This window comes from Rahnella sp. 2050, from assembly GCF_040544515.1.
In the GTDB taxonomy this organism is placed as follows: domain Bacteria; phylum Pseudomonadota; class Gammaproteobacteria; order Enterobacterales; family Enterobacteriaceae; genus Rahnella; species Rahnella aceris.
Genome location: NZ_JBEPKE010000001.1, coordinates 1,084,845 through 1,110,691, shown reverse-complemented (window position 1 = coordinate 1,110,691; position 25,847 = coordinate 1,084,845). Strand labels below are relative to the sequence as shown.

At 52.1% G+C, this 25,847-nt stretch carries 21 protein-coding genes; 12 read left to right on the top strand and 9 right to left on the bottom strand.

The features are described from left to right. Window positions 1–119 precede the first annotated feature (119 nt). A complete protein-coding gene (locus tag ABIC79_RS04910) occupies window positions 120–1,202 on the top strand; it encodes a FecCD family ABC transporter permease (protein WP_013574669.1) in 1,083 nt (360 codons plus the stop codon). Next, complete coding sequence (locus ABIC79_RS04905; RefSeq protein ID WP_013574670.1) at window positions 1,202–2,041, top strand: ABC transporter ATP-binding protein; 840 nt, start codon at window positions 1,202–1,204, stop codon at window positions 2,039–2,041. The genes ABIC79_RS04910 and ABIC79_RS04905 overlap by 1 nt, the downstream gene beginning before the upstream one ends. Before the next feature lie 193 nt (window positions 2,042–2,234). Here ABIC79_RS04905 and ABIC79_RS04900 read toward each other — a convergent pair whose 3' ends face one another. Together ABIC79_RS04900 and ompC are read right to left on the bottom strand one after the other, a co-directional pair. Then, complete coding sequence (locus ABIC79_RS04900; RefSeq protein WP_354566599.1) at window positions 2,235–3,041, bottom strand: 5'-nucleotidase, lipoprotein e(P4) family; 807 nt, start codon at window positions 3,039–3,041, stop codon at window positions 2,235–2,237. A gap of 203 nt (window positions 3,042–3,244) precedes the next feature. Beyond that, the gene (ompC, locus tag ABIC79_RS04895) at window positions 3,245–4,354 is read right to left on the bottom strand and encodes a porin OmpC (RefSeq protein ID WP_013574672.1); all 1,110 of its coding nucleotides are present in this window, start codon (window positions 4,352–4,354) and stop codon (window positions 3,245–3,247) included. 325 nt (window positions 4,355–4,679) lie between these two features. Between ompC and dinG the strand changes: the two genes are divergently transcribed. The 4 genes from dinG to ABIC79_RS04875 all read left to right on the top strand — a co-directional run bounded on the left by dinG (window position 4,680) and on the right by ABIC79_RS04875 (window position 10,489). Continuing rightward, on the top strand, window positions 4,680–6,854 hold the full coding sequence (gene dinG, locus ABIC79_RS04890; RefSeq protein WP_126124702.1) for an ATP-dependent DNA helicase DinG: 2,175 nt from the start codon (window positions 4,680–4,682) through the stop codon (window positions 6,852–6,854). A gap of 45 nt (window positions 6,855–6,899) precedes the next feature. Continuing rightward, on the top strand, window positions 6,900–7,862 hold the full coding sequence (gene ybiB, locus ABIC79_RS04885) for a DNA-binding protein YbiB (RefSeq protein ID WP_126124703.1): 963 nt from the start codon (window positions 6,900–6,902) through the stop codon (window positions 7,860–7,862). 310 nt (window positions 7,863–8,172) lie between these two features. After that, window positions 8,173–8,514 (top strand): zinc ribbon domain-containing protein YjdM, encoded by a 342-nt coding sequence (locus ABIC79_RS04880; RefSeq protein ID WP_013574675.1) that lies wholly within the window; start codon window positions 8,173–8,175, stop codon window positions 8,512–8,514. Between the two features lie 112 nt (window positions 8,515–8,626). Next, complete coding sequence (locus tag ABIC79_RS04875; RefSeq protein ID WP_112197077.1) at window positions 8,627–10,489, top strand: M3 family metallopeptidase; 1,863 nt, start codon at window positions 8,627–8,629, stop codon at window positions 10,487–10,489. Between the two features lie 84 nt (window positions 10,490–10,573). On the opposite strand, the gene ABIC79_RS04870 is transcribed toward ABIC79_RS04875, so the two are convergent. Next, on the bottom strand, window positions 10,574–11,203 hold the full coding sequence (locus tag ABIC79_RS04870) for a flavin reductase family protein (protein WP_119261404.1): 630 nt from the start codon (window positions 11,201–11,203) through the stop codon (window positions 10,574–10,576). A 206-nt stretch (window positions 11,204–11,409) separates the two neighbouring features. Here ABIC79_RS04870 and rlmF point away from each other — a divergent pair, with 206 nt between their 5' ends. Both rlmF and ABIC79_RS04860 read left to right on the top strand, forming a co-directional pair. Continuing rightward, window positions 11,410–12,378, top strand: a complete 969-nt coding sequence (rlmF, locus tag ABIC79_RS04865; RefSeq protein WP_119261405.1) for a 23S rRNA (adenine(1618)-N(6))-methyltransferase RlmF — start codon at window positions 11,410–11,412, stop codon at window positions 12,376–12,378. A gap of 342 nt (window positions 12,379–12,720) precedes the next feature. Continuing rightward, on the top strand, window positions 12,721–14,031 hold the full coding sequence (locus ABIC79_RS04860; protein WP_354566598.1) for a methyl-accepting chemotaxis protein: 1,311 nt from the start codon (window positions 12,721–12,723) through the stop codon (window positions 14,029–14,031). Window positions 14,032–14,376: 345 nt separating this feature from the next. Here ABIC79_RS04860 and ABIC79_RS04855 read toward each other — a convergent pair whose 3' ends face one another. The 6 genes from ABIC79_RS04855 to ABIC79_RS04830 form a co-directional block, all read right to left on the bottom strand. Continuing rightward, on the bottom strand, window positions 14,377–14,706 hold the full coding sequence (locus tag ABIC79_RS04855) for a hypothetical protein (RefSeq protein ID WP_119261406.1): 330 nt from the start codon (window positions 14,704–14,706) through the stop codon (window positions 14,377–14,379). Between the two features lies 1 nt (window position 14,707). After that, on the bottom strand, window positions 14,708–15,796 hold the full coding sequence (locus ABIC79_RS04850; RefSeq protein WP_225444881.1) for a DUF8093 domain-containing protein: 1,089 nt from the start codon (window positions 15,794–15,796) through the stop codon (window positions 14,708–14,710). A 315-nt stretch (window positions 15,797–16,111) separates the two neighbouring features. Beyond that, window positions 16,112–16,834, bottom strand: coding sequence for a glutamine ABC transporter ATP-binding protein GlnQ (glnQ, locus tag ABIC79_RS04845; RefSeq protein ID WP_013574681.1), 723 nt, complete (start codon window positions 16,832–16,834; stop codon window positions 16,112–16,114). Beyond that, on the bottom strand, window positions 16,831–17,490 hold the full coding sequence (gene glnP, locus ABIC79_RS04840; protein WP_354566597.1) for a glutamine ABC transporter permease GlnP: 660 nt from the start codon (window positions 17,488–17,490) through the stop codon (window positions 16,831–16,833). The genes glnQ and glnP overlap by 4 nt, the downstream gene beginning before the upstream one ends. Before the next feature lie 108 nt (window positions 17,491–17,598). Further along, on the bottom strand, window positions 17,599–18,342 hold the full coding sequence (gene glnH, locus ABIC79_RS04835; RefSeq protein WP_013574683.1) for a glutamine ABC transporter substrate-binding protein GlnH: 744 nt from the start codon (window positions 18,340–18,342) through the stop codon (window positions 17,599–17,601). A gap of 401 nt (window positions 18,343–18,743) precedes the next feature. After that, complete coding sequence (locus tag ABIC79_RS04830) at window positions 18,744–19,010, bottom strand: DksA/TraR family C4-type zinc finger protein (RefSeq protein ID WP_112151178.1); 267 nt, start codon at window positions 19,008–19,010, stop codon at window positions 18,744–18,746. A gap of 497 nt (window positions 19,011–19,507) precedes the next feature. On the opposite strand from ABIC79_RS04830, the gene ABIC79_RS04825 reads away from it, so the two are divergent. From ABIC79_RS04825 to ABIC79_RS04810, 4 genes are read left to right on the top strand one after another with little or no spacing between them, the layout of a single operon-like run. Continuing rightward, window positions 19,508–20,596 carry a capsule biosynthesis protein gene (locus ABIC79_RS04825; protein ID WP_373689694.1) on the top strand — a complete coding sequence of 363 codons (1,089 nt, stop codon included), beginning with the start codon at window positions 19,508–19,510 and terminating at the stop codon, window positions 20,594–20,596. 54 nt (window positions 20,597–20,650) lie between these two features. Then, window positions 20,651–22,327 carry a polysaccharide biosynthesis/export family protein gene (locus ABIC79_RS04820; protein ID WP_013574686.1) on the top strand — a complete coding sequence of 559 codons (1,677 nt, stop codon included), beginning with the start codon at window positions 20,651–20,653 and terminating at the stop codon, window positions 22,325–22,327. After that, window positions 22,327–24,366, top strand: a complete 2,040-nt coding sequence (locus tag ABIC79_RS04815) for a capsule polysaccharide biogenesis protein (RefSeq protein WP_354566596.1) — start codon at window positions 22,327–22,329, stop codon at window positions 24,364–24,366. The genes ABIC79_RS04820 and ABIC79_RS04815 overlap by 1 nt, the downstream gene beginning before the upstream one ends. A gap of 47 nt (window positions 24,367–24,413) precedes the next feature. After that, window positions 24,414–25,685 carry a capsule polysaccharide biogenesis protein gene (locus tag ABIC79_RS04810; RefSeq protein ID WP_354566595.1) on the top strand — a complete coding sequence of 424 codons (1,272 nt, stop codon included), beginning with the start codon at window positions 24,414–24,416 and terminating at the stop codon, window positions 25,683–25,685. The last annotated feature ends 162 nt before the right edge of the window (window positions 25,686–25,847 follow it).

Here is a 25,847-nt window from a genome sequence, read left to right as displayed (position 1 = left end):
GAATGTCTGATAGGTTTTGCAAAACACATTGATAATTATTATCATTTATTTCCTTCCTACGGGAACCCCAGAACATGTTCTCCCGCCGTAAGTTTTAACTTAATGAGATTGAAGCGAAAATGAGTGCAACTACCGAACCCACCCTGAGGGTGAACGTCAACGCCGAAGACAGCGTTATGGGGCGATACCAGAATATCGTGCGCCGCCGTCTGTTAGTTATGCTGATCCTGGTACTGGCGATTGTCGTTTCACTGGTGATTGATTTCATTATGGGGCCTTCGGGGTTATCGCTCGGCACATTGTGGAAAACGCTGTTTGACGCCGCAGCGGCGGATCCGGGCACGCGGGTGATTGTCTGGGATATTCGTCTGCCTTACGCGCTGATGGCGGTGGCGGTTGGTATGTCACTGGGCCTTGCCGGTGCTGAAATGCAGACCATCCTCAATAACCCGCTGGCCAGTCCGTTTACGCTGGGCGTGTCTTCTGCTGCGGCGTTTGGTGCGGCGCTGGCGATTGTGCTTGGCATTGGGATTCCCGGCGTGCCGGATCAATGGTTTATCTCCGCCAACGCCTTCATTTTTGCCTTATTTGCCGCACTGATGCTCGACGGTATCACCCGCTGGACGCGCGTTGCCAGCTCCGGTGTGGTGCTGTTTGGTATCGCGCTGGTCTTTACCTTCAACGCACTGGTTTCGCTGATGCAGTTTATCGCCACCGAAGACACCTTACAGGGGCTGGTTTTCTGGACGATGGGCAGCCTGGCGAGGGCGTCGTGGGTTAAACTCGGCGTGATGGTGCTGGCATTCCTGATTTTATTGCCGTGGTCGATGATGAGCGCGTGGAAACTCACCGCGCTGCGTCTGGGTGAAGATCGTGCCGTCAGTTTTGGTATCGACGTGCGTCGCCTGCGCCTCGGTACGTTACTGCGCATCAGTATTCTTTCCGCACTGGCGGTGGCTTTCGTCGGGCCCATCGGTTTTATCGGGCTGGTGGCGCCGCATATCGCCCGCCTGATGTTTGGTGAAGATCACCGTTTTTATCTGCCCGCCAGTGCGCTGATTGGCGCGCTGGTGTTGTCGATGGCGTCGGTAGCCTCTAAAAATCTGGTGCCGGGCGTCATTATTCCTGTCGGTATCGTGACGTCTCTGGTTGGCGTGCCGTTCTTCCTGAGTATTATTCTGCGCCACCGGGGGAACATCTGATGTCTGCGATGTTAGAAACGCGTCCTGAAGATTTACTGAATGCTGCTACGCAGGGCCTGCAAATCCGCGATTTCAACGCCGGATATCCGAAGCGCCGCGTGATCCGCAATCTGAATGTACCGATGTTGCCACGCGGGAAAATTACCGTTCTGCTCGGGCCAAATGGCAGCGGTAAGTCGACGTTGCTGCGTTCTCTCGCCGGGCTTAACCGTGCGGAAGGGCAGCTGATGCTCGACGGACACGATTTAATGCCGATGCCGTTTGCACGACGTGCAGAGCAGGTGGTGTATCTGCCGCAAACTCTGCCTGCGGGCGTACATCTGCATGTGCTGGAATCCATTATCGTGGCGCAGCGCGCGTCCGGCGGCGGTAAAGGCAAGAATGCGGAAGGTACCGATACAGTGATGGCGCTTTTGCGTCAGTTGGGTATCGAACATCTGGCGCTGAGTTATCTCGATCAGCTTTCCGGTGGTCAGAAGCAACTGGTTGGCCTGGCGCAATCGCTGATCCGTCAGCCGTCATTACTCCTGCTGGACGAACCGCTCAGCGCACTCGATCTCAACTACCAGTTCCATGTCATGGATCTGGTGCGCAAGGAAACGCAGAAACGCAATATCGTGACAGTGGTTGTGGTGCATGACATCAATATCGCCCTGCGTCATGGCGACCGCGTGCTGATGCTTAAAGACGGCAATCTGATTGCCGATGGCGAGCCGGAAGACGTGATCACTGCCGACAGTCTGGCGCGGGTCTACGGTGTACGCGGCAGAATTGAGCGCTGCTCGCAGGGGACACCGCAGATATTGATCGATGGGTTAGTGGGGAATCCGGAGATTTAACGCGATGTCCTGACAAAAGGCAGACATTACTCAGGCGTTCACCGTTCCGCTCCCTCCCCTGCGAAGGGGAGGGCTGGGGTGGGGTATTAAAGCAAAAACGTTGGGTGAAGTTTCCGCTCAGGCAATTGATTTACAGTCTAAAACCCCCTCCCAACCTCCCCCTTCGCAGGGGGAGGAGCAAACCGCAACGGGCTTATTTCCCGCTCCACGTCTTCAAATTCTGCTCCCGCGCTGACAGTTTCTGCTCAGGCGTCAGCTTGTTGTAATCCTTCGCCAGACCACTTTCCCAGTCACCGTACAGCGGATTTGGCAGCACGATATATTGTGTACCGAAGTGCTGATGGTTCTGATTCACAAACGCCCGACGCTGCTCGTTGCCCTGATGGTAGGTGGCAGAACCAAAGTCATTCAGGTTGTCGCCGATGTAAATCACCACGTGATAACCCGCGGCTTTGATGGAATCAAAACGTGCCTGCTTGTTGGAGGTATCAGAACTCAGCAGCATGGTTTTTTCATTGGCGCCGGTAAAGCCCAGACGGTTCATATTATCCAGTGTCGCGGCGTATTCGCTGGTTTTGCGATTGGACACGTAGAACATCGTGCCGCCGTGAGTGTTGACATAATTAGCGAATTCAACCGCACCGGGAACGGCTGTTGCCTGGCGGGCTGCTGTCCACTGAGACCAGGTCTTGCTGTCGAATGGCTTGTTCGCTTTGACCTGCCACGCACTGTATGCGCTGTTATCGAGCATGGTTTCATCGAGGTCAACGACAACGGCTTTCTTCTGACCAGCCAGAGGCTGCGCCTGATCGAAAGCCATTTTGGCCGTGTTAAATGCCTGATAAGCCAGCGCCTGATATTCACCGGATTGCTGGAACCAGTTCAGTGCCATGACGGACTGATCGTTCAGCTTCTGCTGGGCATCGGTTTTTTGCTGCGCACAGCCACTGAGGGCCAGCATGATTAAAGCACTGGTGGTGCAAAGCGAAATTTTATTCATTGGTTGTCCCTATGCTTGTTACGAAGGATTCGCATTCATGAAAATCGTTAAAACTTTAGCAGATTCAGCGGGGTGTGAAAGAATAAATGATGAGTTACGCGAGATGTGCCGGAAAATGACAGAAATGAAAAAGGCCGGAGGGTGAGTCCGGCCAAAAAAATCAAAGACAGAGAAATAACAATGAGGGGGTAAAACGCTTAAATTTAGAACTGATAAACCAGGCCAACGGCAGTGATATCGTCGTTGTTCAGAGCCAGTTTATTGTCGTCAGACAGTTGGTTGATTTTATAATCAACATACGCAGACATATTTTTGTTGAAATAATAGGTCGCGGCTACGTCAACGTATTTAACCAGGTCGGCATCACCGATATTCTCAATATCTTTTGCTTTAGTCTGGACATAACCCAGTGAAGGGCGCAGGCCATTTTCAAACTGATATTGTGCAACGGCTTCGAAGGTTTGTGTTTTATTCGCAAAACCGCTGCCAGCCGGTGCGCCTGCAATTCCGCCAGGGACGGTGATTGCCACCATATTACGGGTTTCAGCATACATTGCGGCTAAATAAACGCCATTTGCGTCATATTTCATGCCGCCAGTCCATGCGTCTGCTTTATCACCTTTGCCGTAAGTGGAATTACTCTGAGCAGTTGTGCGGTCAGAAGAAGCATAGGCACCACCCAGGCTCACGCCGCTGTCACCCAGTGCGTAAGTGGTGGAAAGTGCATAACCGTCGCCGTTAGCTGTGCTGCTGCCGCGACCGTCGTTTTCATTTTTGCCCTGGTACTGAACGGCAACGTTCAGACCGTCAACCAGGCCGAAGAAGCCACGGTTACGGTAGGTGGCTACGCCGTTGGTACGGCCAGTCATGAAGCGGTCAGCCTTGGTATAACCGTCGCCGCCGAATTCAGGGAACATATCGGTCCAGGCTTCAACGTCGTACAGCGCACCGTAGTTACGGCCATAGTCGACGGAACCGTATTGACCGAATTTCAGGCCAGCGAAGGCCAGACGGGTTTTGGTGCCGGTGGTGCTTGGCGTTTTGCTGTCAGATTCAGCATGGTTAGCCATGACGTTGTATTCCCACTGGCCGTAGCCGGTGATCAGGTCATTAATTTGTGTCTGGCCTTTAAAACCGAAACGAATATAACTCTGGTCGCCGTCATTGCTGGCAGCGTCAGAGAAGTAATGCAGACCTTTCACTTTACCGTACAGGTCCAGTTTATTGCCGTCTTTATTATAAACTTCCGCTGCGTGTGCGCCTGATGCAATCAATAAACCAGGAATTAAAAGTGCCAGAATATTACGTTTCATGAATTTTTACCCTGCATTTTCTATTAAAAGCTTTTTGGGAAAGCTTTATATGAAGTCTTATGGAAAGACGCTAATCACCATTTTTTGCTGTGCATTCCGTGTGGACTCGGATTTTTCTCAGCGAGAGTTTTTTACCGTATTTTTGTGATCAATTTATGACAGTCAGAAATGAACTTTTTCTTTTTTTACACATCCTCCGTTTTTTCTGCACAATTTTCGTTCACCCGTAAGGAGGAGGAATTGAGATTTCGGGCTGCGCCGGAAGCGGGTCTGTGTGACAATAGCCCCCGACATTCCTGTCTCACTTCCAACAAAAAAGAGATGCATGGCGCTTTCCCCCGCAGTAAAAAATCAGATAAGCCAGTGGTACAAAGCCCTGCAACAGCAAATCCCGGACTTCATTTCCCGCGCTCCGCAACGTCAGATGATTGCAGAGGTGGCGAAAGCGTTCTCGGGGGATTCTGCACGGCATCTGGCCATTGAGGCGCCAACTGGCGTCGGGAAAACGCTGTCCTATCTGATCCCCGGCATTGCCGTCAGCCGCGAGGAAGAAAAACCGCTGATTGTCAGCACCGCCAACGTGGCGTTGCAGGATCAGATTTTTAGTAAAGATCTCCCGCTGCTGAAAAAAATTATTCCGGATCTGAAATTCACCGGCGCATTCGGGCGTGGCCGTTATGTCTGCCCGCGTAATCTGGCGGCGATGAGTAACGAGAATGCGCAGGGCGACCTCGGGTTGTTCCTCGGCGATGAACTGGCGCCTTCCAGCGGCGAAGAACAGAAACTCTGTAAAACGCTGGAAACCGCGTTGTCCCGCTACGAGTGGGACGGATTGCGCGATCATTACCAGAAAACCATCGACGATCCGCTGTGGATAAAAATCAGCACCGACAAAGCCAACTGCCTCAGCCGTAACTGCCACTATTTCCGCGAATGCCCGTATTTTGTGGCGCGCAAAGAGATTGAAAGTGCCGATGTGGTGGTGACTAACCACGCGCTGGTGATGGCTGCGCTGGAATCGGAATCGGTGCTGCCGCCGGCGAAAGATCTGCTGCTGGTGCTTGATGAAGGCCATCATTTGCCGGAAGTGGCGCGTGATGCGCTGGAAGTCGAAGCCGAAATCACTGCGGTGTGGAATAACCTGCAACTGGACAACTTTGTGCGGCAGATTGAGCAATGTCTGGCGCTGTTCACCCCGAAAAATCCGCCGCCGCTGACCCATGCTGAACGCCTGCATAACCACTGTGCCGAAATGCGCGAACTGCTGCTGCTGATCGAGCAAGCGGTCAGCCAGCATCTGCCGCCTGCAGAACCGGAAGCCGAATACCGTTTCGAGCTGGGCGTCTTACCCCCTGAACTGACCGAACAGTGCAGCCGCCTGTTTAAACTCACCGATGGCCTGCGCAGCCTGGCAGAATACATGGTGAATGACCTCAGCGAGAAAACCGGCAAGCACGATATTATCCGTTTACACCGCGCGATTCTGCATATGAGCCGCATGCAGGGGTATCTCGAAACCATGAGCAAACTGTGGCGGCTGGCGGCGCTGGACAAGGCCTCGAATGCCCCGATTGGCAAATGGGTGACGCGTTCGTATTTCGATAACCAGACACATCTGGTGTTTCATTGCGCGGGGATCCGCGTCAGCGAACAGCTGGAAAAAATGCTGTGGCGCAAAGTGCCGCATGTGGTGATCACTTCCGCGACATTGCGCTCGCTGAACAGTTTTTCCCGGCTTCAGGAAATGAGCGGGCTGACGGAAAAAGCCGGTGACCGGTTTGTCAGCCTGGATTCGCCGTTTAATCACGTCGAGCAGGGCAAGCTGGTCATTCCGCAAATGACCCTCGAACCGGTGATGGCCAATGAGGCCGCGCATATTCAGGAAATGGCAGATTTCTTCCGCGCTGAACTGGCGAAAGGGGGGCATACCGGTCAACTGGTATTGTTTGCCAGCAACCGTGCGTTACAGCAGTTTGTGGCGCTGTTACCGGATTTACGCCTGATGTTACTGGTGCAGGGCGATCAGCCGCGCTACCGGCTGGTCGAGGAGCACCGTAAACGCGTCGCTGCGGGCACCACCAGCGTGTTGATTGGCCTGCAATCGTTCGCCGAAGGGCTGGACCTGAAAGGGGAACTGCTGACGCAGGTACATATCCATAAGATCGCTTTCCCCCCTATCGACAGTCCGGTTATTCTGACGGAAGGTGAATGGCTGAAAACGCTGAAACGCTATCCGTTTGAAGTGCAGAGTTTGCCCAGCGCGTCATTCAATCTGATCCAGCAGGTCGGGCGACTGATCCGCAGCCATGAATGTACGGGCGAAATCGTGATTTACGATAAGCGCCTGCTGACAAAAAGTTACGGTGCACGCCTGCTGGCGGCATTGCCGGTATTCCCGATTGAACAGCGCGAAATGCCAGCGCCCGGTTCAGTGAAGCGTCCCGATATTCTCAAGACCGCGAAGAAAGACCCGGTTCGTCGCCGTGCGCGCAGACGATAACTTCTTTCCACTGACACATGATTGCACAGACAAGGTAAGGCTACGATGGATTACACCAAACTCATCAAAGAAGTGGGACGGGGCAAAAATCACGCCCGCGATTTGAACCGTGAGCAGTCGCATGTGTTGTATCGCCACATGCTGGCGGGCGAGGTGCCGGATCTGCAACTCGGTGCGCTGCTGATTGCGTTTCGTATCAAAGGCGAAGCGGAAGAAGAAATGCTCGGTTTTTATCAGGCGATGGACGAGTGCGTGATGCGCCTTCAGGCACCGGCTGATCGTCCGCTGCCGGTCGTGATCCCAACCTATAACGGTGCACGTAAACAGGCGAATCTGACGCCGCTGCTGGCTATCCTGCTCAGCCGTCTCGGCTTGCCGGTGCTGGTGCATGGTGTGGATGAAGATCCTACCCGCATCACCAGTGCTGAGATTTTTCGCGCGCTCGGCATCCGCGCAGCACAAAGCCAGCAGGACGCACAACAGCTTTCAGATGCGGCTGACGCACCGGTATTTGTGCCAATCTCCGTACTTTGCCCGCCAGTCGAAAAACAGCTCGCGTTGCGCTGGCAGATGGGGGTGCGAAACAGCAGCCATACCCTGGCGAAACTTATCACGCCGTTTACCGGTCAGGATTCCCTGCGTTTATCGAGTGTTTCGCACCCTGAATACGTGCAGCGTGTTTCCTCGTTCTTCCGCCAGATTGATGGCCGTGCGCTCCTGACGCAAGGCACTGAAGGGGAAGTGTACGCGAACCCTTCACGCTTTCCGCAGACGCACTTTATCGCCGGTGGCGAACAGCGCGTACTGGCCGAAAAAGAAGAGATTTTCGGTGCGGACGTGCCGGCAAGCAAAGATGTCGCCACTACCGTTGCCTACATTCAGGAATGCCTGAAGGGCGAACGCGCTATTCCGCAGGCGATCATCACGCAACTGGCGTGTTGTCTGGTGGCCGCAGAGGTTTGTGCCGATATGGTTGAGGCCAGAATGATTGTGGATCAGATTTTTTAACCGAACTCGATCCGCTCCCTCCCTGCGAAGGGGAGGGTTGGGGTGGGGTATTAAGGTCAAAATCAGGCGTTTACGTGTGCATAAGCATGGGTTTCGCCTTTAATACCCCCTCCCGGCCTCCCTCTTCGCAGGAGGAGGAGTTAAAAAACTGCCTGTATTCCTCTATAAATCCTGCGTTTAAGTCCGGCTCAGCTCCCCAAAAACTCCGTTACCCTGTTCAAAAGTGTGGTTAACCGCTAAAATAGAGAAACTACGAAATTTATTTCATGATTTTATTCGTTTTTTTATAAAATTTTATGGGGATTTAAATATGGAAACTTTACCAGCTTGCCCGACGTGTCAATCCGAATTCACCTGGCAGGACGGCGAAATGCTTAACTGCCCTGAATGCGGTCATGTCTGGTCGATGAACAGTGATGCTGCGGCAGATGATGATGTACTGAAAGTGGTGGATGCCAACGGCAATCTGCTGGCGGATGGCGATTCTGTCACCGTGATCAAAGACCTGAAAGTGAAAGGCAGTTCTTCGATGCTGAAAATCGGCACCAAAGTGAAAGGCATTCGTTTAGTCGAAGGCGATCACAACATCGATTGCAAAATTGATGGTTTCGGCCAGATGAAACTCAAATCTGAGTTTGTTAAGAAAAACTGATCTCCGCACCTTCCTGCCTGACGTTCAAAAGCGGTTTTGCCATATCGACATAACCGCTTTGCGAACATACACTCAATGCATAATCTCGTTAACTTTCAGCAGAGAAGAATGCATGAAACAGGCTCAGGACTACTTTAACGCCCTCAATCGCGATTACCTCAAAGTTCATCAGGACAAAGAAAATTTGTTCTGGCAACACTATATGGGCACCGGTGATGACACTGTTTCTGCGGCTTTCTCCGCTGCTGAAACGGCGTACAAACGTTTTATCGCCCAACCTTCCCGCCCGCAGGAATTACGTGATGCGATTGCCCGCGTCGAAAAAGAATCCGCCAGCGAGGCGCGTGATGCCTTACTGCACGGTCTGCGTGGCTGGCTGAATTTCTTTGACTGTAACGTGATTGAAGACCCTAAAGCACAGGCGCTGCTGGATGAAATTATTCAGGCGGAATCGGCGCTGTTCGGCAAACGTAAGCAGTACCGCATGACGCACATCAACAGCAAAGGCGAGCGCGTTAATGCCTCCCTTGGCGAGCTGCTGACCAATCAGGCGAATAACGAAAATGAAGTCTACCGCCGGAGTTCGCAAAATGCATTGCGCGAACTGGAGGACTGGCTGCTGCATAACGGATTGCCTGAGCTGATCGGCTTGCGTAACCGTTTTGCGCGTCAGCTCGGTTACCGCAACTACTTCGATTATAAAGTGAATAAAACCGAGCGCATGTCGCCGGAACAGTTATTCGCCATCCTCGATCGTTTCGAAGAGCAAACCCGCGAAAGCAACACCCGCAGCCTCAATGAACTGGTCGCGCGTGAAGGCGACGCCGCACTATTGCCATGGAATATCCGCTTCGCCAGCGCCGGTGACGTCACCCGTCAGCTCGATCCTTACTTCCCGTTCGCTGATTCCCTGCGTCGCTGGATAGACAGCTTCAAGCGCCTGAATATCGGTTTTAATGGTGCAGAAATGCAGCTGGATTTGCTGGTACGCGAAGGCAAGTTTGAAAATGGTTTTATGCACGGGCCGGTGCCGCCGTTCTATGACAACGGCAAATGGGTGCCAGCGGTGATTAACTTCACCAGCCTGGCGAAACCTGATCAGATTGGCAGTGGCGCGAATGGCCTGAATACGCTGTTCCATGAAGGCGGCCATGCGGCGCACTTCGCCAATATCCGCCAGAATGCGCCATGCTTCTCGCAGGAATTCCCGCCGACGTCCATGGCCTATGCGGAAACGCAATCCATGTTTTGCGACAGCCTGCTGGAAGATGCTGACTGGCTGAAACGTTATGCGAAAAATACCGCAGGTGAACCGGTGCCGGATGAACTGATCCGCGCCAGTATTGAAGCCCGTCAGCCGATGCGTTCCTTCAATGAACGTCACATTCTGCTGGTGCCGTATTTCGAGTGGCAGCTTTATCAGTGGCCGGATGAGAAACGCACGCCGGAAGCGATGACCGCGCTGGCGCGTGATGTCGAAACCCATATTCTGGGCGTCACCGGCAGTCCGCGTCCGACGCTCGCTATCCCGCATCTGCTTTCCATGGAATCCGCCTGTTCGTATCAGGGCTATCTGCTGGCGATGATGGCCGTGGAACAGACCCGCGCTTTCTTCCTGAAACGCGATGGTTATCTGACCGACAATCCGGCCATCGGCCCGGATCTGGCGAAGCATTACTGGACGCCGGGTAACAGCGTCAGTCACGACGATACCTTGCGCAGCCTGACCGGCGAGGGGTTCAATCCGGATTATCTGGCGCAGGCCTGTAATCAGACCGTGGATGCGGCGTGGCAGGAAGCGCAGCAGACCATTGAAAAGGCATCAAAACGTGAGCAACCTGAAGCGGATTTCGATCTGAATGTGCATATCCGCGTGGTGGATGGTGCGTTGATCCTCGCTGACAGTGCCGACGGTGATGACGCGATGTGTCAGGATTTTGCGGATTTCGTTGAACAGAACTACGGTAGAAAATAGTTACAGCAAAAAATAAAGATCATGCGTAAAAAAGCCACCGGCAGGGTCAACGTGCGGTGGCTTTTTTTTGTCTTACGCCTCAGGTCAACGGGCGTCGGGGCGTATCAGGTCAAAGCGTAAATCTTCTGAAATACCGTAGTAGGCGGAAGGGCCACCGGCGCGTAATACCGGTTCGGCAAGCGCAGTCTGATAAATGCCGTCAATCAGCAGATGTGGCGCGATATGCACGGCAACCACTTCGCCCAGCACCAGCCAGGTATCGATATCGCTACCGGCGGCCGTTTTAAGCTGAATACACTGCGTCAGTTTGCACTCAAAGTTCACCGGGCTTTCCAGCACGCGATCCGCGGCAACCAGTGTTCCCGGTTGCGGCGTCAGACCGGCGAAATCAAACTCATCCGCGCCATGTTCCAGCGAGGCCGAACTTTCATTCATTTTCACCGCCAGCGGTCGGGTGGTCAGATTCCAGACGAATTCACCGGTTTCGACAATATTCGCCACGCTGTCTTTCCAGCCACTGCTGGCAAAACCAATGATCGGCGGACGGTAATTGAAACAGTTGAAGAAGCTGTACGGCGCCAGGTTGCGTTGTCCGGCGGCATTGCGTGATGAAATCCAGCCAATCGGACGCGGGCCGACAATGGCGTTTAACGGATCATGGGGCAGGCCGTGGCCTTTAGCGGGCTCGTAGTAGTAACGTTCATCAGTGTTCATGATTTTCCTCAGCAAATAATTCATAAAGACTATGATTTGTACATTACCCGAATTAATCAGACGTTGACCGTTTTTATGTGCCCGCCCGAGTCAGCATGCATCCGGCAGGCGGCGGCGCTTTGTGGTATCTTGTGCGCCATTCATAAATATCCAACGCCCCATCGCATATTTCATGCGTCGCGCACACCTTTCGGAGAGTCACTCAGGTGGAAAAAAAGAAAGTCTTCCCTCAGGAAAAAAGCGGTCTTCACCCGCGAAATCGTCATCGCAGCCGCTATGATTTCCCGGCCCTGATTGCCAGCAGCCCGGAACTTGCACCGTTCGTCGTCGAAAATAAATGGGGCGATTTGTCGGTTGATTTCGCCAACGCTCAGGCGGTAAAAGCCCTGAACCGTGCTTTGCTGCGCGATTGCTATCAGATTGAAAACTGGGATATTCCGGCTGATTACCTGTGCCCGCCAATTCCCGGGCGTGCAGATTATATTCACCATCTGGCAGATCTTCTGGCGGGCAGCAACAACGGCAATATCCCGCAAGGCAAAGACATTTCCGTGCTGGATATCGGTGTGGGCGCGAACTGTATTTACCCGATTATTGGTTTACGTGAATACGGCTGGCGCTTCACCGCCAGTGAGATTGATCCGATATCAATGGCGGCGGCTAAAAAAATCGTCGCCACCAATCCGCAACTGACCAATCAGGTGCGTTTCCGTTTACAGGCGAAACCGCAGCGTATTCTCGACACCATTATCCGCCATGATGAGCGATACGACGCGGTGCTGTGTAATCCGCCGTTCCACGCTTCAGCGGCAGATGCGGCATCCGGCAGCCAGCGTAAACGTCAAAACCTGGGTCTGGACAGACGTGCGGGCACCGCAGAGCTTAACTTCGGTGGTCAGCACAACGAATTGTGGTGTGAAGGTGGTGAAGAAGCCTTTGTGGTCCGTATGGCAGAAGAGAGCGCCGGTAAAGCGCAGAACTGTTTCTGGTACACCGTGCTGATTTCCAAAAAAACGACGCTGCCGTTACTGTATGACGCACTTCGTGAAGAGGAAGCGACGGATGTCCGCACTGTCGAAATGGTGCATGGCAACAAGATCAGCCGTTTTGTCGCCTGGACTTTCCTGACGCCTTCGCAGCAAAAAAGTTGGGCAATCAAACGCTGGTCAGTCTGATCACGTTGTGAATTCCTGTATTCCAGCGTGTTTATCTGACGGTGAATATGCTGGAAAAAATACTCCTGCCAGCCCCTTTCTTTTTTGGTGAATTAAATTAAGCTTAATTGACTATAATAAAGTTTGTTAATTATCAGAGTAATGATTTTGCTGGTGAGCTTATTTTTCACTGCGCTATTTAAATTTTCACGCACCTGCCTAAACCCACCCAGGGGTCAGACTAATCTTTCGCATGATGATGAGTAACTTTACTCATCATTTGTGGGAATTAGCACGTGTATTTTTATAAATTAACTGTGATTACACATTAATTCACGTTATCAGCCACAGGGTGTCTGTCCTATGCAATTATTTTCTCATCAGTTTAGTACGATATGGCGTGATAAATTCGCTGCGATCCAGCAGGCGGTTCCGATGATCGCTTTCGCGCCGGAAGGCGTGGTGCTTGAGGTTAACGACCTGTTTCTCAGCAGCATGGGGTACAGCAGAAACGAGGTGATTGGTCAGCCTCACCGGATTTTCTGCACCCCGGAGTTTGTTGCCAGCGATGCGTATCGTCTTCACTGGGAAGGTTTGCGGCAGGGAAAGTCGGTCAGCGGAAATATTAAACGTGTACACAAAAACGGGAATATAATCTGGCTTGAGGCAAATTATGTTCCGGTGAAAAATAAACAAGGCAAAGTGACCGAAATAATTAAAATTGCCAGTGATGTATCTGAAAGAATTAATGAATCCCACGAGCATCAGGGAATTTTACAAGCACTTGACCGTTCAATGGCGCTGATTACCTTTACACCTGAAGGTCATGTGATTTCTGCGAACAATAACTTCCTGAAAGTCATGGGTTATTCTTTGCAGCAAATTAAGGGCCATTCCCACACGATGTTTTGTGTCCCGCAATACTGTGATTCCCACGAGTACCGCAATCACTGGCAGCGTCTGAGAAACGGTGAATTTATCCTTGGCCGTTTTGAGCGCATCACTGGCCACAGTCAGTCTGTCTGGCTGGAGGCGAGCTATAACCCGGTGATCGATGATGACGGCAAAGTGATAAAAATCGTCAAAATCGCGCATGACATTACGGATCAGATGGATCAGCAGCGTCAGCAGGAAAGCATGATGACGCACGTGCATGAACTGTCGCTGACTACTGACAAAACCGCGGCAGAGGGCGTGACCATCGTCCGGCAGGCAGTGGAAGATATGCAGGAAGTCGAAGCGCTGGCGCGGCGGACTTCCGACATCATCGGGCAGCTCGGTCAGACATCTGAACGTATTGGCGAAATGGTTGATACCATCCGCCGTATTTCGTCTCAAACCAACCTGTTAGCCATCAACGCCACCATCGAAGCCGCGCATGCGGGCGAGCAGGGCAGGGGATTTGCAGTGGTGGCGGGTGAGGTTCGCTCACTGGCCGATCAGTCCCGCAAGGCTGCCGTCGAAATTGACCAGCTTACGCAAAGCATCCGTGATGGTGTGATGGCCGCGATTGATGGTATGGGGAATTGCGTCAACCGCGCAGGCGGTGGCGTGGTGCTGAGCCGCAATGCCGGTGATGTGATCAATCAGGTTAACCTCGGTATGCAGGATCTGGTGCGGATGATGGCGGAGTTTTCGGTCGTGGCGAGGGAAAAGGAACAGACCAGGCATTAGTTGCAGGAGGCCGCTGCAACGGGGAGGCTTTCAACCCCTTTGATCGAGAATATTTCGGTTTCTCAATAACGGTTATCACGCGGCCTCTCGCGCCGAAACTGCCCAAAGGAGGGAAGTGCTTTCCCTCCTTTGGATTCCTCCCCGCCTTTACAACAAGTGCTTCGCTCGCAGGCTATGTTTCAGGTACCACCGTGACAGGCTGGAAATCTTGCCGCTGCGCGGTGCCTTCGTTTCGGGATTGCAGCCTATGGTCTGCAACCTCTCACTCAGCAAGCTTTCTGAACCGCCCTCACGATCATAAACATGAGATCTGCTCCTCCCTGCGAAGGGGGAGGAGCATTAAGGTCAAAAGTAGAAGAATACGCCGGTATTGTACTCAATCGCTTTATTTATTTGAGACACCAATACTTCAGCACTGGTACAATCTGATGGAGAAACTTGCCCCAGAATACTCTTAGCCAATCTTAAATCACGAATGCCGACAATTTTCTCATCTTCGAATTCGTCTATGTTAATTTCGATGAACTGGTTCAATCGACTGATAACACCTGTATCGATAAGAGACTGAAATTGTTCATCAGTTATCGTAACTTCGATCAAATCATCCTCAAGAGATACATCAAGATCAAGACGTTGCATGGCATCTTGGCTGGTTGGTACAGAGATACATTTCATGTTATTTACGTCCTGGAATGTTAAAATGAGTGACTTCATTATATTCACTCTGAGTCCTTCCTATCTGCTTACCCCCTTCGAGTATTTTGTTATTTGGAACAATACCGTCAAGATCTAAATAGGTTCTTTTGCCTGGCAGGGAGGGGTTATTGATGCGGAAATAGTCGCCGCTTAAGTCTTCAACGACTTGTACACCAGTCTCAGGGTGAGCGTAAATTCGTTTTCCTGAGTTCGTCGTTGTAACCAAAGGATGATTTCCGGCAAATTTTTTCAATGCTGCATCCAGATCCGCAGTCCGCCAATTTCCCGAAAATTTCTTAGCGCGGACAGCCCCTGCTGCTGATGTGCTCTGTCTTGGAGCTAGTTTTTCTAACTGAGAAATTTCACTGACAGCCCCTAACCCACTGAGCCCGAGCCCGGCAACCACTGACGTGATTGCAATAGCAGAACCCACAGTTGTCTCATTTAATACCTGATCATAACCGGCCTGAACATCACCGCCGAGTTGCTGCGCTGTTTTGGCATAACCTTCAATGTTTCCATTGTAAATACCCCCGGCGGCCAACAAACGGCCTGCCGCTTTGCTGTTGATCTCCCTTGCCACCTGAGCATATTGTTTTGGTTCTGCGCTGGAACTGCCATAAGGGATCCGCTGAGTCGGTGAAGCCTTCACGCCGTTTCGTCTGGCAACGGCGTTGTTATAACCGTCAATAATTTCGCGAAGATACCATTCGTCATACCCGTTCGGGTTTTCACATACCAGATCGCCATTTCCATCTACATAGAAAGGATTATTAAATGAACACCAATCCTCCCAATGATCAATGCCAATCAGCCAGCCTATTCGAAGAGAGTCTTTGACGGTATCGTAAACCTCATCGGCATATCCACTTTGCGCACGTCGCCACGTTTGCGGGCATGAAGACAAACGCTCAGGTAACTCGAAATACCCAAAACGGTTGTAATGACTTTGATCAAGGTCATAATGCTTTTTTACCTGATCCATTGCTCTGTCTGGTGATAAAACGAGGGGGTAATCTTCGGGGGTTAGCTGCCATTCAATATCACTATGTCTATAGAGAGTAAACATGTTCCACCTGCTAATCCTTGCGGGTTGAGTTGATCAAGTTTTAATCATACCTCTTTTCCTGAATTAACCTAAATCTCCCTCATATAAGCCAAATTTAAAAGGTTTACTCATGCATTTAACCCTTAATAGGCTATTTAATATTGTCTGGCGGGGAAGAATTACGTGAACGTCGTCATCCACTACATGACCACGAAATGAGCAGGATAGGGAAGTGAAGTTTTGGGTAATAAAGTGTGGTGACTCCCTCCCCTGCGACTGCCTCTTGATGGAGAGATCTGATAAAGAGGCAGTTCGCAGGGGGAGGAGCAAGTAGCATCAGGAAACGTGTTGCAGGAACTCGCGCAGACGTTCGCTCGGCGGGTTGTTCACCAGATCAGCCGGTTTACCGTCTTCAGCAATACGGCCTTTGTCGATAAAGATTAAGCGTGAAGCCACTTTCTCGGCAAAGCCGACTTCGTGGGTCACGATAACCATTGTCATGCCTTCTTCTGCCAGCTGCTTCATGACGGTCAGCACTTCGTGACGCAGTTCAGGATCCAGCGCCGAGGTTGGCTCATCAAACAGCATCAGTTTTGGCTTAACCGCCAGTGCACGGGCAATCGCCACGCGCTGCTGCTGGCCACCGGAAAGCTCTGACGGATAGTGGTTGGCGCGTTCAGACAGACCCACTTTTGCCAGCAGTTCTTTCGCCAGTTTATTGGCTTCATCTTTCGACGCACCACGAACGCGGATCGGGCCGAAAGCCACGTTTTCCAGCGCTGTCATGTGCGGGAACAGGTAGAACTGCTGGAACACCATACCGGCTTCCTGGCGGATCAGACGTTCATCGACTTTCGGGTCGTTCACTTTCAGGCCATCAACAATCAGCTCACCGGACGTGATTTCTTCCAGCTTGTTGATGCAGCGCAGCAGTGTGGATTTACCGGAGCCGGATGGCCCGATGATAACCACGACTTCACCCTGAGAAATGTTCAGATCGATGTCGTGGAGCACCTGGGTTTTACCAAAGTGTTTTGAGACGTTCTTGAATTCAATCATATAATTTTCAGTTTGCGTTCTAAGCGGCGCAGAACAAAGCTCAGAGCCAGCGTGATGATCAGATAGATAACAGCAACCGCACTCCAGATTTCCATGGCGCGGAAGTTGCCGGCGATGATTTCCTGGCCCTGACGGGTCAGCTCGGCGACACCGATAACGATAAACAGCGAGGTATCTTTGATACTCACAATCCACTGGTTACCCAACGGTGGCAGCATGCGGCGCAATGCCAGCGGCATGATGATGTAACGCAGCGTTGCACGGCGCGACAGACCCAGCGCCAGACCCGCTTCACGGAAACCGTTGTGAATCGACAACACCGCGCCGCGCGTAATTTCAGCAATATAAGCACCGGAGTTGATGATGATCGTCACCACCGCCGCGCTGAACGGGTCGATCCGCAGATCGGGCACCATCATCGGCAGGGCGAAATAAATGAACATTACCTGTACGACGATAGGCGTACCGCGAATGAGCTCGATAAAGACCAGTGCGACGTTGCTGCTAAACCAGCCACCAAACGCGCGGGCAAAACCCGCAATCACACCAATAATCAGACCGCCAACCAGACCGAGGACCGAAATCCACAATGTCATTTTGGCGCCTTCGAGCAGGATAGGCAGAGCGGGCCAAATTACGTTCCAGTCAAACTGCATGGATTATCTCCTGGTAAAACCACAAACTGCGCCTGTGCAGATTTGCATCTGACAGGCGCTTCTTATCAAGTGCTCTTTCTGAAAAGGAACGACTTAAATGAAAAGGACTTATTTAGGTTCGGTATCAAACCATTTTTTGTAGATTGCTGCGTAAGTACCATTCTCTTTGATGGTTTTCAGCGCGGCGTTGGCTTTCTCACGCAGGTCACTGCCTTGCGGGAATGCGATACCGTATTGCTGGCCAGCCAGTGAATCGCCGACCGCTTTGAACTGACCTTTACCGGCCGTTTTGATGAAGTACAGAATGTTTGGCGTGTCGTGCATGACCGCATCAGCACGGCCCGTGCCCAGTTCCATGTAAGCGCTGTCGATGTTCGGGAACTGACGCAGATCTTTGGTCTGCACGTTGGCTTTCATGTAATCAACGGAGCTGGTACCGCTTTTCACTGCAACGGTTTTACCTTTCAGATCAGCAACGCTTTTGATGGCGTCGTTATTGCTCTTAACCATCACCATCAGGCCGCTGTTGTAATAGCCGTCAGAGAAGTCGATGGCTTTTTTACGTTCAGGCGTGATGGTGATACCCGCCAGCGCCAGATCGATGTTGTGTGTTTGCAGGGCAGGAATGATGCCGCCGAAGTCCATTGGTTTCAGTTCATAGGAGACTTTCATCTCTTTAGCGACCGCGTCCCACAGGTCAATGTCGAAGCCGACGTACTTATCGCCTTGTTTGAATTCAAACGGTACAAACGCAGTGTCGGTAGCTACGATCAGTTTTTTATCTGCTGCGTGGGAGCTAACGGCAAAGGCCAGAGTTAACGCGGCCAGGGAAACTTTTAAGAGTGACTTCATCAGTGAATTTCCTTTGTACATATTATGGGAACGACTTTATATTACGGCGCTTTGATGCAATATTCATGCCAAATGACAGGTATATTAAAATTCAATGGCTTATCGCTTTGCTGAACCGATCAGGCAGTGATTAAAAATCAGATTGCACCAGTTTGACGCATTACTGCACGTCGCCATGTTCTCTCATGGTGCACAGCTTCATCATTAACCATATGATGTATTTTAAACAATCATTAATTAACAAACGCGCTGCTCAAATGATAACTTGCTCTAACTTTATTGGTACATGAGCAAAACCTGTGCTCAGTTTTGAAGCAAATGTAAAGAGAAAAACGGGGGTAATAACGGGGGGAATGACTTGCGTTGAACCATAATGGTGCGTCAAGGTATAAGGTAAAGTTCTAGCGCAACTGGCTGTCTTTACTGCCACGACGATTGTAGCCCGCGTGATCTTGCTGCTTTTTATCCAGGGCGGCCTGACAGGTGACGCAATACTGTACGCCCTGAAGGGCTTTCCGGCGCGCCTCCGGAATGGGTTCGCCACACTCCTTACAATAATGCGCACTTTCGCCATGCCCGAGAGACTGACGTGCGCGATCAACGGCATCATTGATCGTTGAATCAATCTGATCCTGCACTGCGCCATCTTGCGCCCATCCGCTTGCCATAGTGACCTCTTTTCCTAAGAGTTATCCGATAGAGTTTGTGTTATTTCGAGCTCTATGTTAAAAAAACCCATGAATTGAATGAATGTATTTCAGACATAAATAGATTGTGTGAATTTGTTGCTTTTCGCATATTCGTGACCTCATGATCTGCCCGCGGAGCCTTGTTCCTGGCAGGTCTTAGCGACTTCTCATTCAGTTCCCCTCGCTGCCTCGCAGCTACGACCGGCCAGACCAGGAAATGGATTTCGTCAGACACATGTGCTTGCTTGGCTAACCATGATAAGTGCCCACTCTTAAGTGTAGTCCTAAACACGATGAAGATTTCGCACCGTGATCCATTGGCTGGGGATATCAACGCAGTTTCACGGTACTTTTAATAAAGCACGATAATAAAAACGTGCAGTTTGTCATGATGATAATAAATGTTTATTGAAAAAATGAAGTCAGCATGGCCCGGGGAACATATCGCCCGGGTTCGTCGGTCTCCGTATTTTAGTATGGCAACGCTGAACCGCAATTTGGGTAAAATTGTCATTGGCCTGCCGATGGCGTTACTGATCATCTATCTGGTGATTTTCAGTCGTCCGCGTTATCTCAGTGAATCCACCGTTGCGATCAAAAGTTCTAACGACATCAGCGGCACCAGCCTGAATGTCGGCTTACTGTTGGGGGCAGGAAACCCGGGCACAGCCCAGGATGCGATGTATTTAAAAGAATACATCAACTCACCTGACATGCTGACCGCGCTGGATAAGCAACTCGATTTCCATTCCGTGTTCGGCAGGAGCGGCTTAGATTTCCTCTATCATTTGCCCAAAGATGCCAGCCGCGAGCAGTTTTTAAATTATTATCGCGATCGTATTGCCGTCACGTATGACGATAAATCTGGCCTGCTGACTATCGGCACACAGGGCTTCACCCCGCAGTTCGCTGAGCAGTTTAACAAAGCCGTTCTCAAAGAATCTGAACGCTTCATCAATGAAATTTCTCATAAGATCGCCCGCGATCAGCAGGCATTTGCTGAAAACGAAATGCTTGAGGCCCGTGCACGTCTCAATGCGAGTAAAGCGCAGTTGCTGGCGTATCAGAACCACAACAATATTCTCGACCCTGAAGCGCAGGCGATTGCCGCCACCACGCTGGTGAACACGCTCGTCGGGCAAAAAATTCAGATGGAAGCGGAGTTACGCAATCTGCTGACTTACCTGCGTGACGATGCGCCACAGGTGATCAGTGCGCAAAATGCGATTACGTCTCTGGGCAAACAGATTGATCAGGAAAAAAGTAAAATTACTGCGCCTGATGGCCGTCAGCTCAATACCATGGCCGTGGATTTCGAAGAGATTAAGTCGAAAGTGCAGTTTGATACTGAACTCTACAAACTCACCCTGACATCCATTGAAAAGACGCGTGTTGAAGCTGCCCGCAAACTGAAAGTGCTGTCGGTGATCAGTTCGCCTCAGTTACCGCAAGAAACCACCTTCCCGAATGTCCCTTATATGATCGCCAGCTGGTTGCTGGTGTGCTGTCTGCTGTTCGGAACGATTAAATTACTGCTGGCCGTTATCGATGACCATAAAGACTGATGTGGTCTGTATCGCTTTCCCTTTTTGCCTGAAGAATCGCCTACAGAGTTTGTTATGAAATTATTGAAGTCCGTTGTTATCTTGCTGGCCTTCCAGCTGACCCAGGCCAATGCCGTGGGGATCAATGCCGATCCGAATATGACCGGCGCGGCACCGTTGCCGACATTTTTAACCGGCCAGACGCAACAGACGAGTCCGGATACCGGCTTTGATGATTCCCCACCGCCTCCGGTTCCGGCAGTGATGAGCCGCATGTTCGGTGCGCAGTTATTTACCGGCGGTGCGGCTGCCGATAACGCGGCCAGTATCGGTTTCAACCCGAATTACATTGTCGGCCTCGGCGATCAGGTACAAATCCGTTTGTGGGGCGCGTTCAATTTTGACGGCGCGCTGACCGTTGACCCGAAAGGTAATATCTTCCTGCCAAACGTCGGCCCGCTGAAAGTCGCAGGCGTCTCGAACAGCCAGCTGAACAGCGTGATCACCACCAAGGTAAAACAGGTTTATCAGGCCAACGTCAACGTGTATGCCTCCCTGCTTCAGGCACAGCCGGTCAAAGTGTTTGTCACCGGCTATGTGACCAATCCCGGTTTATACGGCGGTGTGGCGTCTGACTCCCTGCTTTCCTATCTGAGTAAAGCCGGCGGCGTCGATACTGAACGCGGCAGTTATGTCGACATTGTGGTGAAACACAATGACCGCGTGCGTTCGCGCATTAACCTGTATGACTTCCTGCTCAACGGCGATTTGCGTCTGTCGCAATTCTCTGACGGCGATACCATCGTGGTCGGGCCGCGTCAGCACACGTTCAGCGTGGAAGGCGATGTCTTTAACAGCTACGACTTTGAATTCCGCGACAGCACCATTCCGGTCAGCGAAGCCCTGAGCTGGGCACGCCCGAAACCGGGCGCGACGCACATGACCATTATCCGCCAGCAGGGCAGCATGAAACGCAGCGAGTATTACCCGCTGGGGTCCGCACCGGGGCGCTCATTGCAGGATGGCGACAAACTGATTGTCAGTTCCGACCGTTATGCAGGCACCATTCAGGTTCGCATCGAAGGCGCGCATTCCGGTGAACACGCCGTGGTGCTGCCGTATGGCGCCACCATGAGCCAGCTGTTGCCAAAAATCCGCACCAACAGCATGTCGCAGATTAACGCCATCCAGCTTTACCGTCGTTCTGTCGCGCTTCGCCAGAAAGAGATGCTGGATCTGACCTTGCAGAAACTCGAAGAAGCATCACTTTCCGCACAGTCCTCGACACAGGAAGAAGGGCGTTTGCGTGCGCAGGAAGCCCAGTTAGTCAGCCGTTTCGTGGCGAAGGCGCGTCAGGTGGTGCCGAAAGGCGAAGTGGTCCTGAGCGAAAATAATCTGAATGAAGTGATCCTGGAAGACGGCGATGTCATCAACATTCCGGAGAAAACCTCACTCGTGATGATCCACGGCGAAGTGCTGTTCCCGAATGCGGTGAGCTGGCAGAAAGGTCTGAGCCCGGATGATTACATTGAGAAAGTCGGTGGCTACACGCAAAAAGCCGGGAACTCGAAAGTCATCCTGATTAAACAAAACGGCGAAGCGATTAACGCGGAAGACGTGAAGACGTTGCAGCCGGGGGATGAACTGATGGTTCTGCCGAAATACGAATCGAAAAATATCGAAATCACCCGTGGCATCTCGACGATCCTGTATCAGCTGGCCGTCGCCGCGAAAGTGGTGCTGACCATTTAATGATTGGGATCTTTTCAGCGGGCATACAACGTATCCCGCATCTGGAAGCGTTTCTCGGCGAACCCTGTCGCAAGCTTTCGCTGCTGCGACCGGTGCCGGATGGCATCACCCGCATCGCGGTGTGGGGTTACCGGCCAACCGGCGGGAAAGCCGTCGCGCGGGCAGAACAGTCAGGCTTGCCGGTGCTGCGGCTGGAAGACGGGTTTATCCGCTCCCTGGGGCTGGGTGTGTCGGGATGTCCGCCGCTCTCAATGGTTTTAGAGACGCAGGGAATGTATTACGACGCCTCGAAACCCAGCACGCTTGAAATACTGATCCGCCAGCGTGAAGAGAATCAGCCGCTGCAGGATACGGCGCGGCAGGCCATGCAGATCATCGTGGAAGGTGATCTGTCGAAATACAACCAGGCACCGGCCTGCACAAAGGCAAAACCCGAGTGTGGCGCGGTGCTGGTGGTCGATCAGACTTTCGGTGATATGGCGGTGGTTTATGGCAATGCAGGCGCGGAGCAGTTCGAACAGATGTTGCAGGCCGCCATGGCAGAAAATCCGACGTCTGAGATTTGGGTAAAGATCCACCCGGATGTTTTGCTGGGCAAAAAAGCCGGCTATTTCACGCAGATTACCGAACTGGCGCAGCAGGATCCACGCATCAAACTGCTGGCTGAAAACGTCAGCCCGCAATCTCTGTTGCGCGTTGTCAGCCGGGTTTACGTGGTGACGTCTAACTACGGATTTGAAGCGCTGATCGCCGGAAAACCGGTCAGCGTGTTTGGTCAGCCGTGGTACGCAGGCTGGGGACTGACGGATGACCGTCATCCTCAGTTCGCATCGCTCCGGGCACGCCGGGGTACCGCCAGCGTGGAAGAGTTGTTCAGCGCGGCCTGTTTGCGTTACAGCCGGTACATCAATCCGGCGAATGGCAAAAGCGGCACATTGTTTGATGTGCTCAGCTGGCTGCTGATGCAGCGAAAGCATCAGCAACAGCGGGCGGGGCGCCTCTGGTCGCCGGGACTGACCCTCTGGAAGCGCAGCATTCTCGGGCCTTTCCTGCGAACTAAAAGCAACAAAGTGAATTTCAGTAAACGCTATGCCGGTGAAGTGGCCTGTGTCGTGTGGGGCATCAAAGGCGAGGCCCGCTGGGGTGCTCAGGCGCAGCAGCGTCAGATCCCGCAATGGCGAATGGAAGATGGTTTCCTGCGTTCGGCCGGGCTGGGGTCTGATCTGCATCCGCCGCTGTCGCTGGTGCTGGATAAAACCGGTATCTATTACGATGCGACGCGCCCGAGCGATCTGGAACTGTTGCTGAGTCACAGCAATCTGGCGCCATGCCAGCAGCAGCGGGCTGCCACGTTACGGCAGAGACTGGTTGCCAGCAAAGTCAGTAAATACAACCTGGGTGCGGCGTTTACCTTGCCCGCTGAAGCGACGAATAAAACGGTGATTCTGGTGCCGGGGCAGGTTGAGGACGATGCCTCTATCCTGACCGGCACGATATCCCTGCGTACCAACAGCGCGCTTTTACGCACTGTCCGGGAACGTAACCCCGGCGCTTACATTATTTATAAGCCTCATCCGGATGTTCTGGTGGGGAACCGGCAGGGGCACATTCCCGCCGAAGATGTCAGCCGCTGGGCGGACAGTCAGGCGCTGGATGCAGACATTATTCAATGTATTCAGGCTGCCGACGAACTGCACACGCTGACGTCGCTGTCAGGTTTTGAAGCGTTGTTACACGGTAAAAAAGTGGTGTGTTACGGCATGCCATTTTATGCCGGATGGGGACTGACGCAGGATGAGCATGCCTGTTCACGCCGGCTGCGCAGCCTCACCTTAGACGATGTGGTTTACCAGGCGCTGATTGCCTACCCGTCGTATATCAACCCGCAAAGTCGGGAGCCCATTTTGGCAGAGCAGGCGGTTGAACTTCTTGCTGCGACGCCCCGGGCACAAATGCAATTCACCAGAGTTAAAGCGGGCAGGATAGTCCGGTATTACAGAAAACTGCTCATGCTGGTCCGGGTGACGTTGACGACCTGAACCGGCTTCTTACTACAAGCTTATTGCATTAATGGAAACGGACTGAAATGGACAGTAAGGCGCTTACGACATTACTTTCTGGGAAAAAATATTTGCTGTTGCAGGGGCCGATGGGGCCTTTCTTCAGCGATTTAGCTCAGTGGCTGGAGTCTCTGGGGCGTGAGGCGGTGAATGTCGTCTTTAACGGCGGTGACAGGGTGTATTCGCGAAAGCGTGAATACCGCTTGTACCAGCAAACGCCAAAAGAGTTTCCGACCTGGCTGAAAGCCACCTGGCAGGATTACGACTTCGATACCATCGTGTGTTTCGGGGATTGTCGTCCGCTGCATCAGGCGGCAAAACGCTGGGCACAGGCTAAAGGCATACGCTTCCTCGCGTTTGAGGAGGGGTATCTGCGCCCGCATTACATCACGCTGGAGCAGAATGGCGTGAATGCCTATTCCGGCCTGCCACGCGATGCGGAGTTCTACCGCAGCCTGCCTGAAATGACCATGCCGGAAGTTGAACAGCTGAAACCTTCAGGCTGGCAGCGCGTGCGTCATGCGGCCGTGTATTACCTGGCGGGCTGGCGCTACCGGCACGACTTCCCAAAATATCGCCATCACAAATCCTTCTCGCCGTGGTATGAGGCGCGCTGCTGGACCCGTGCTGCCTGGCGTAAAAAGCTGTACGCCTTCCGCCAGCGCAACATTTTGCAGCAACTGCAGACGGATCTGGATCAGCGATATTATCTGGCCATTTTGCAGGTGTATAACGACAGTCAGATCCGCAATCACAGCCCGTATCAGGATGTGCGTGATTACATCAATGAAGTGATGCACTCGTTTGCCAAAAAAGCCCCTTCCGCTGAGTATCTGGTGATCAAACATCACCCGATGGACAGAGGGCACCGCTTATACGGGCCGCTGATCCGCCAGCTTGGTAAAAAATACGGCATTAATCATCGCGTAATCTACGTGCATGACCTGCCGATGCCTGAGTTGCTGACGCATTCCAAAGCGGTTGTTACCATTAACAGCACCGCGGGTCTCTCTGCGCTTATTCATAACAAGCCGCTGAAAGTGATGGGCAACGCGCTGTATGACATTAAAGGCATTACGTATCAGGGACATCTGAACCAGTTCTGGCAGTCAGGGTTTAAACCCGATGCGAAGCTGTTTAAGCAGTTCCGGCTATACTTGCTGAAGAATACGCAGATTAACGCCGTATTTTATGGTGGCAATAAAGTGGATATCGCCACAGCGACTGATAACCCATATCACCCGGTATTTATCAGTCAGAAACTGATTATGAATTACACCAAACATCAGCCTTCATAACGATTAACCTTCAAAAACAGGCAGAGGAATATGCACAGATGCAAAAACGTTTATCAGTTCCACCCTGTGCATATTTCTCATTAGCTGTTCTTCTGCCTTTATTTCTTTCTGCCTGTGCCGGTGCAGTTCCCTCGATGCACTCTCATGAGTGCGAATTGCCTG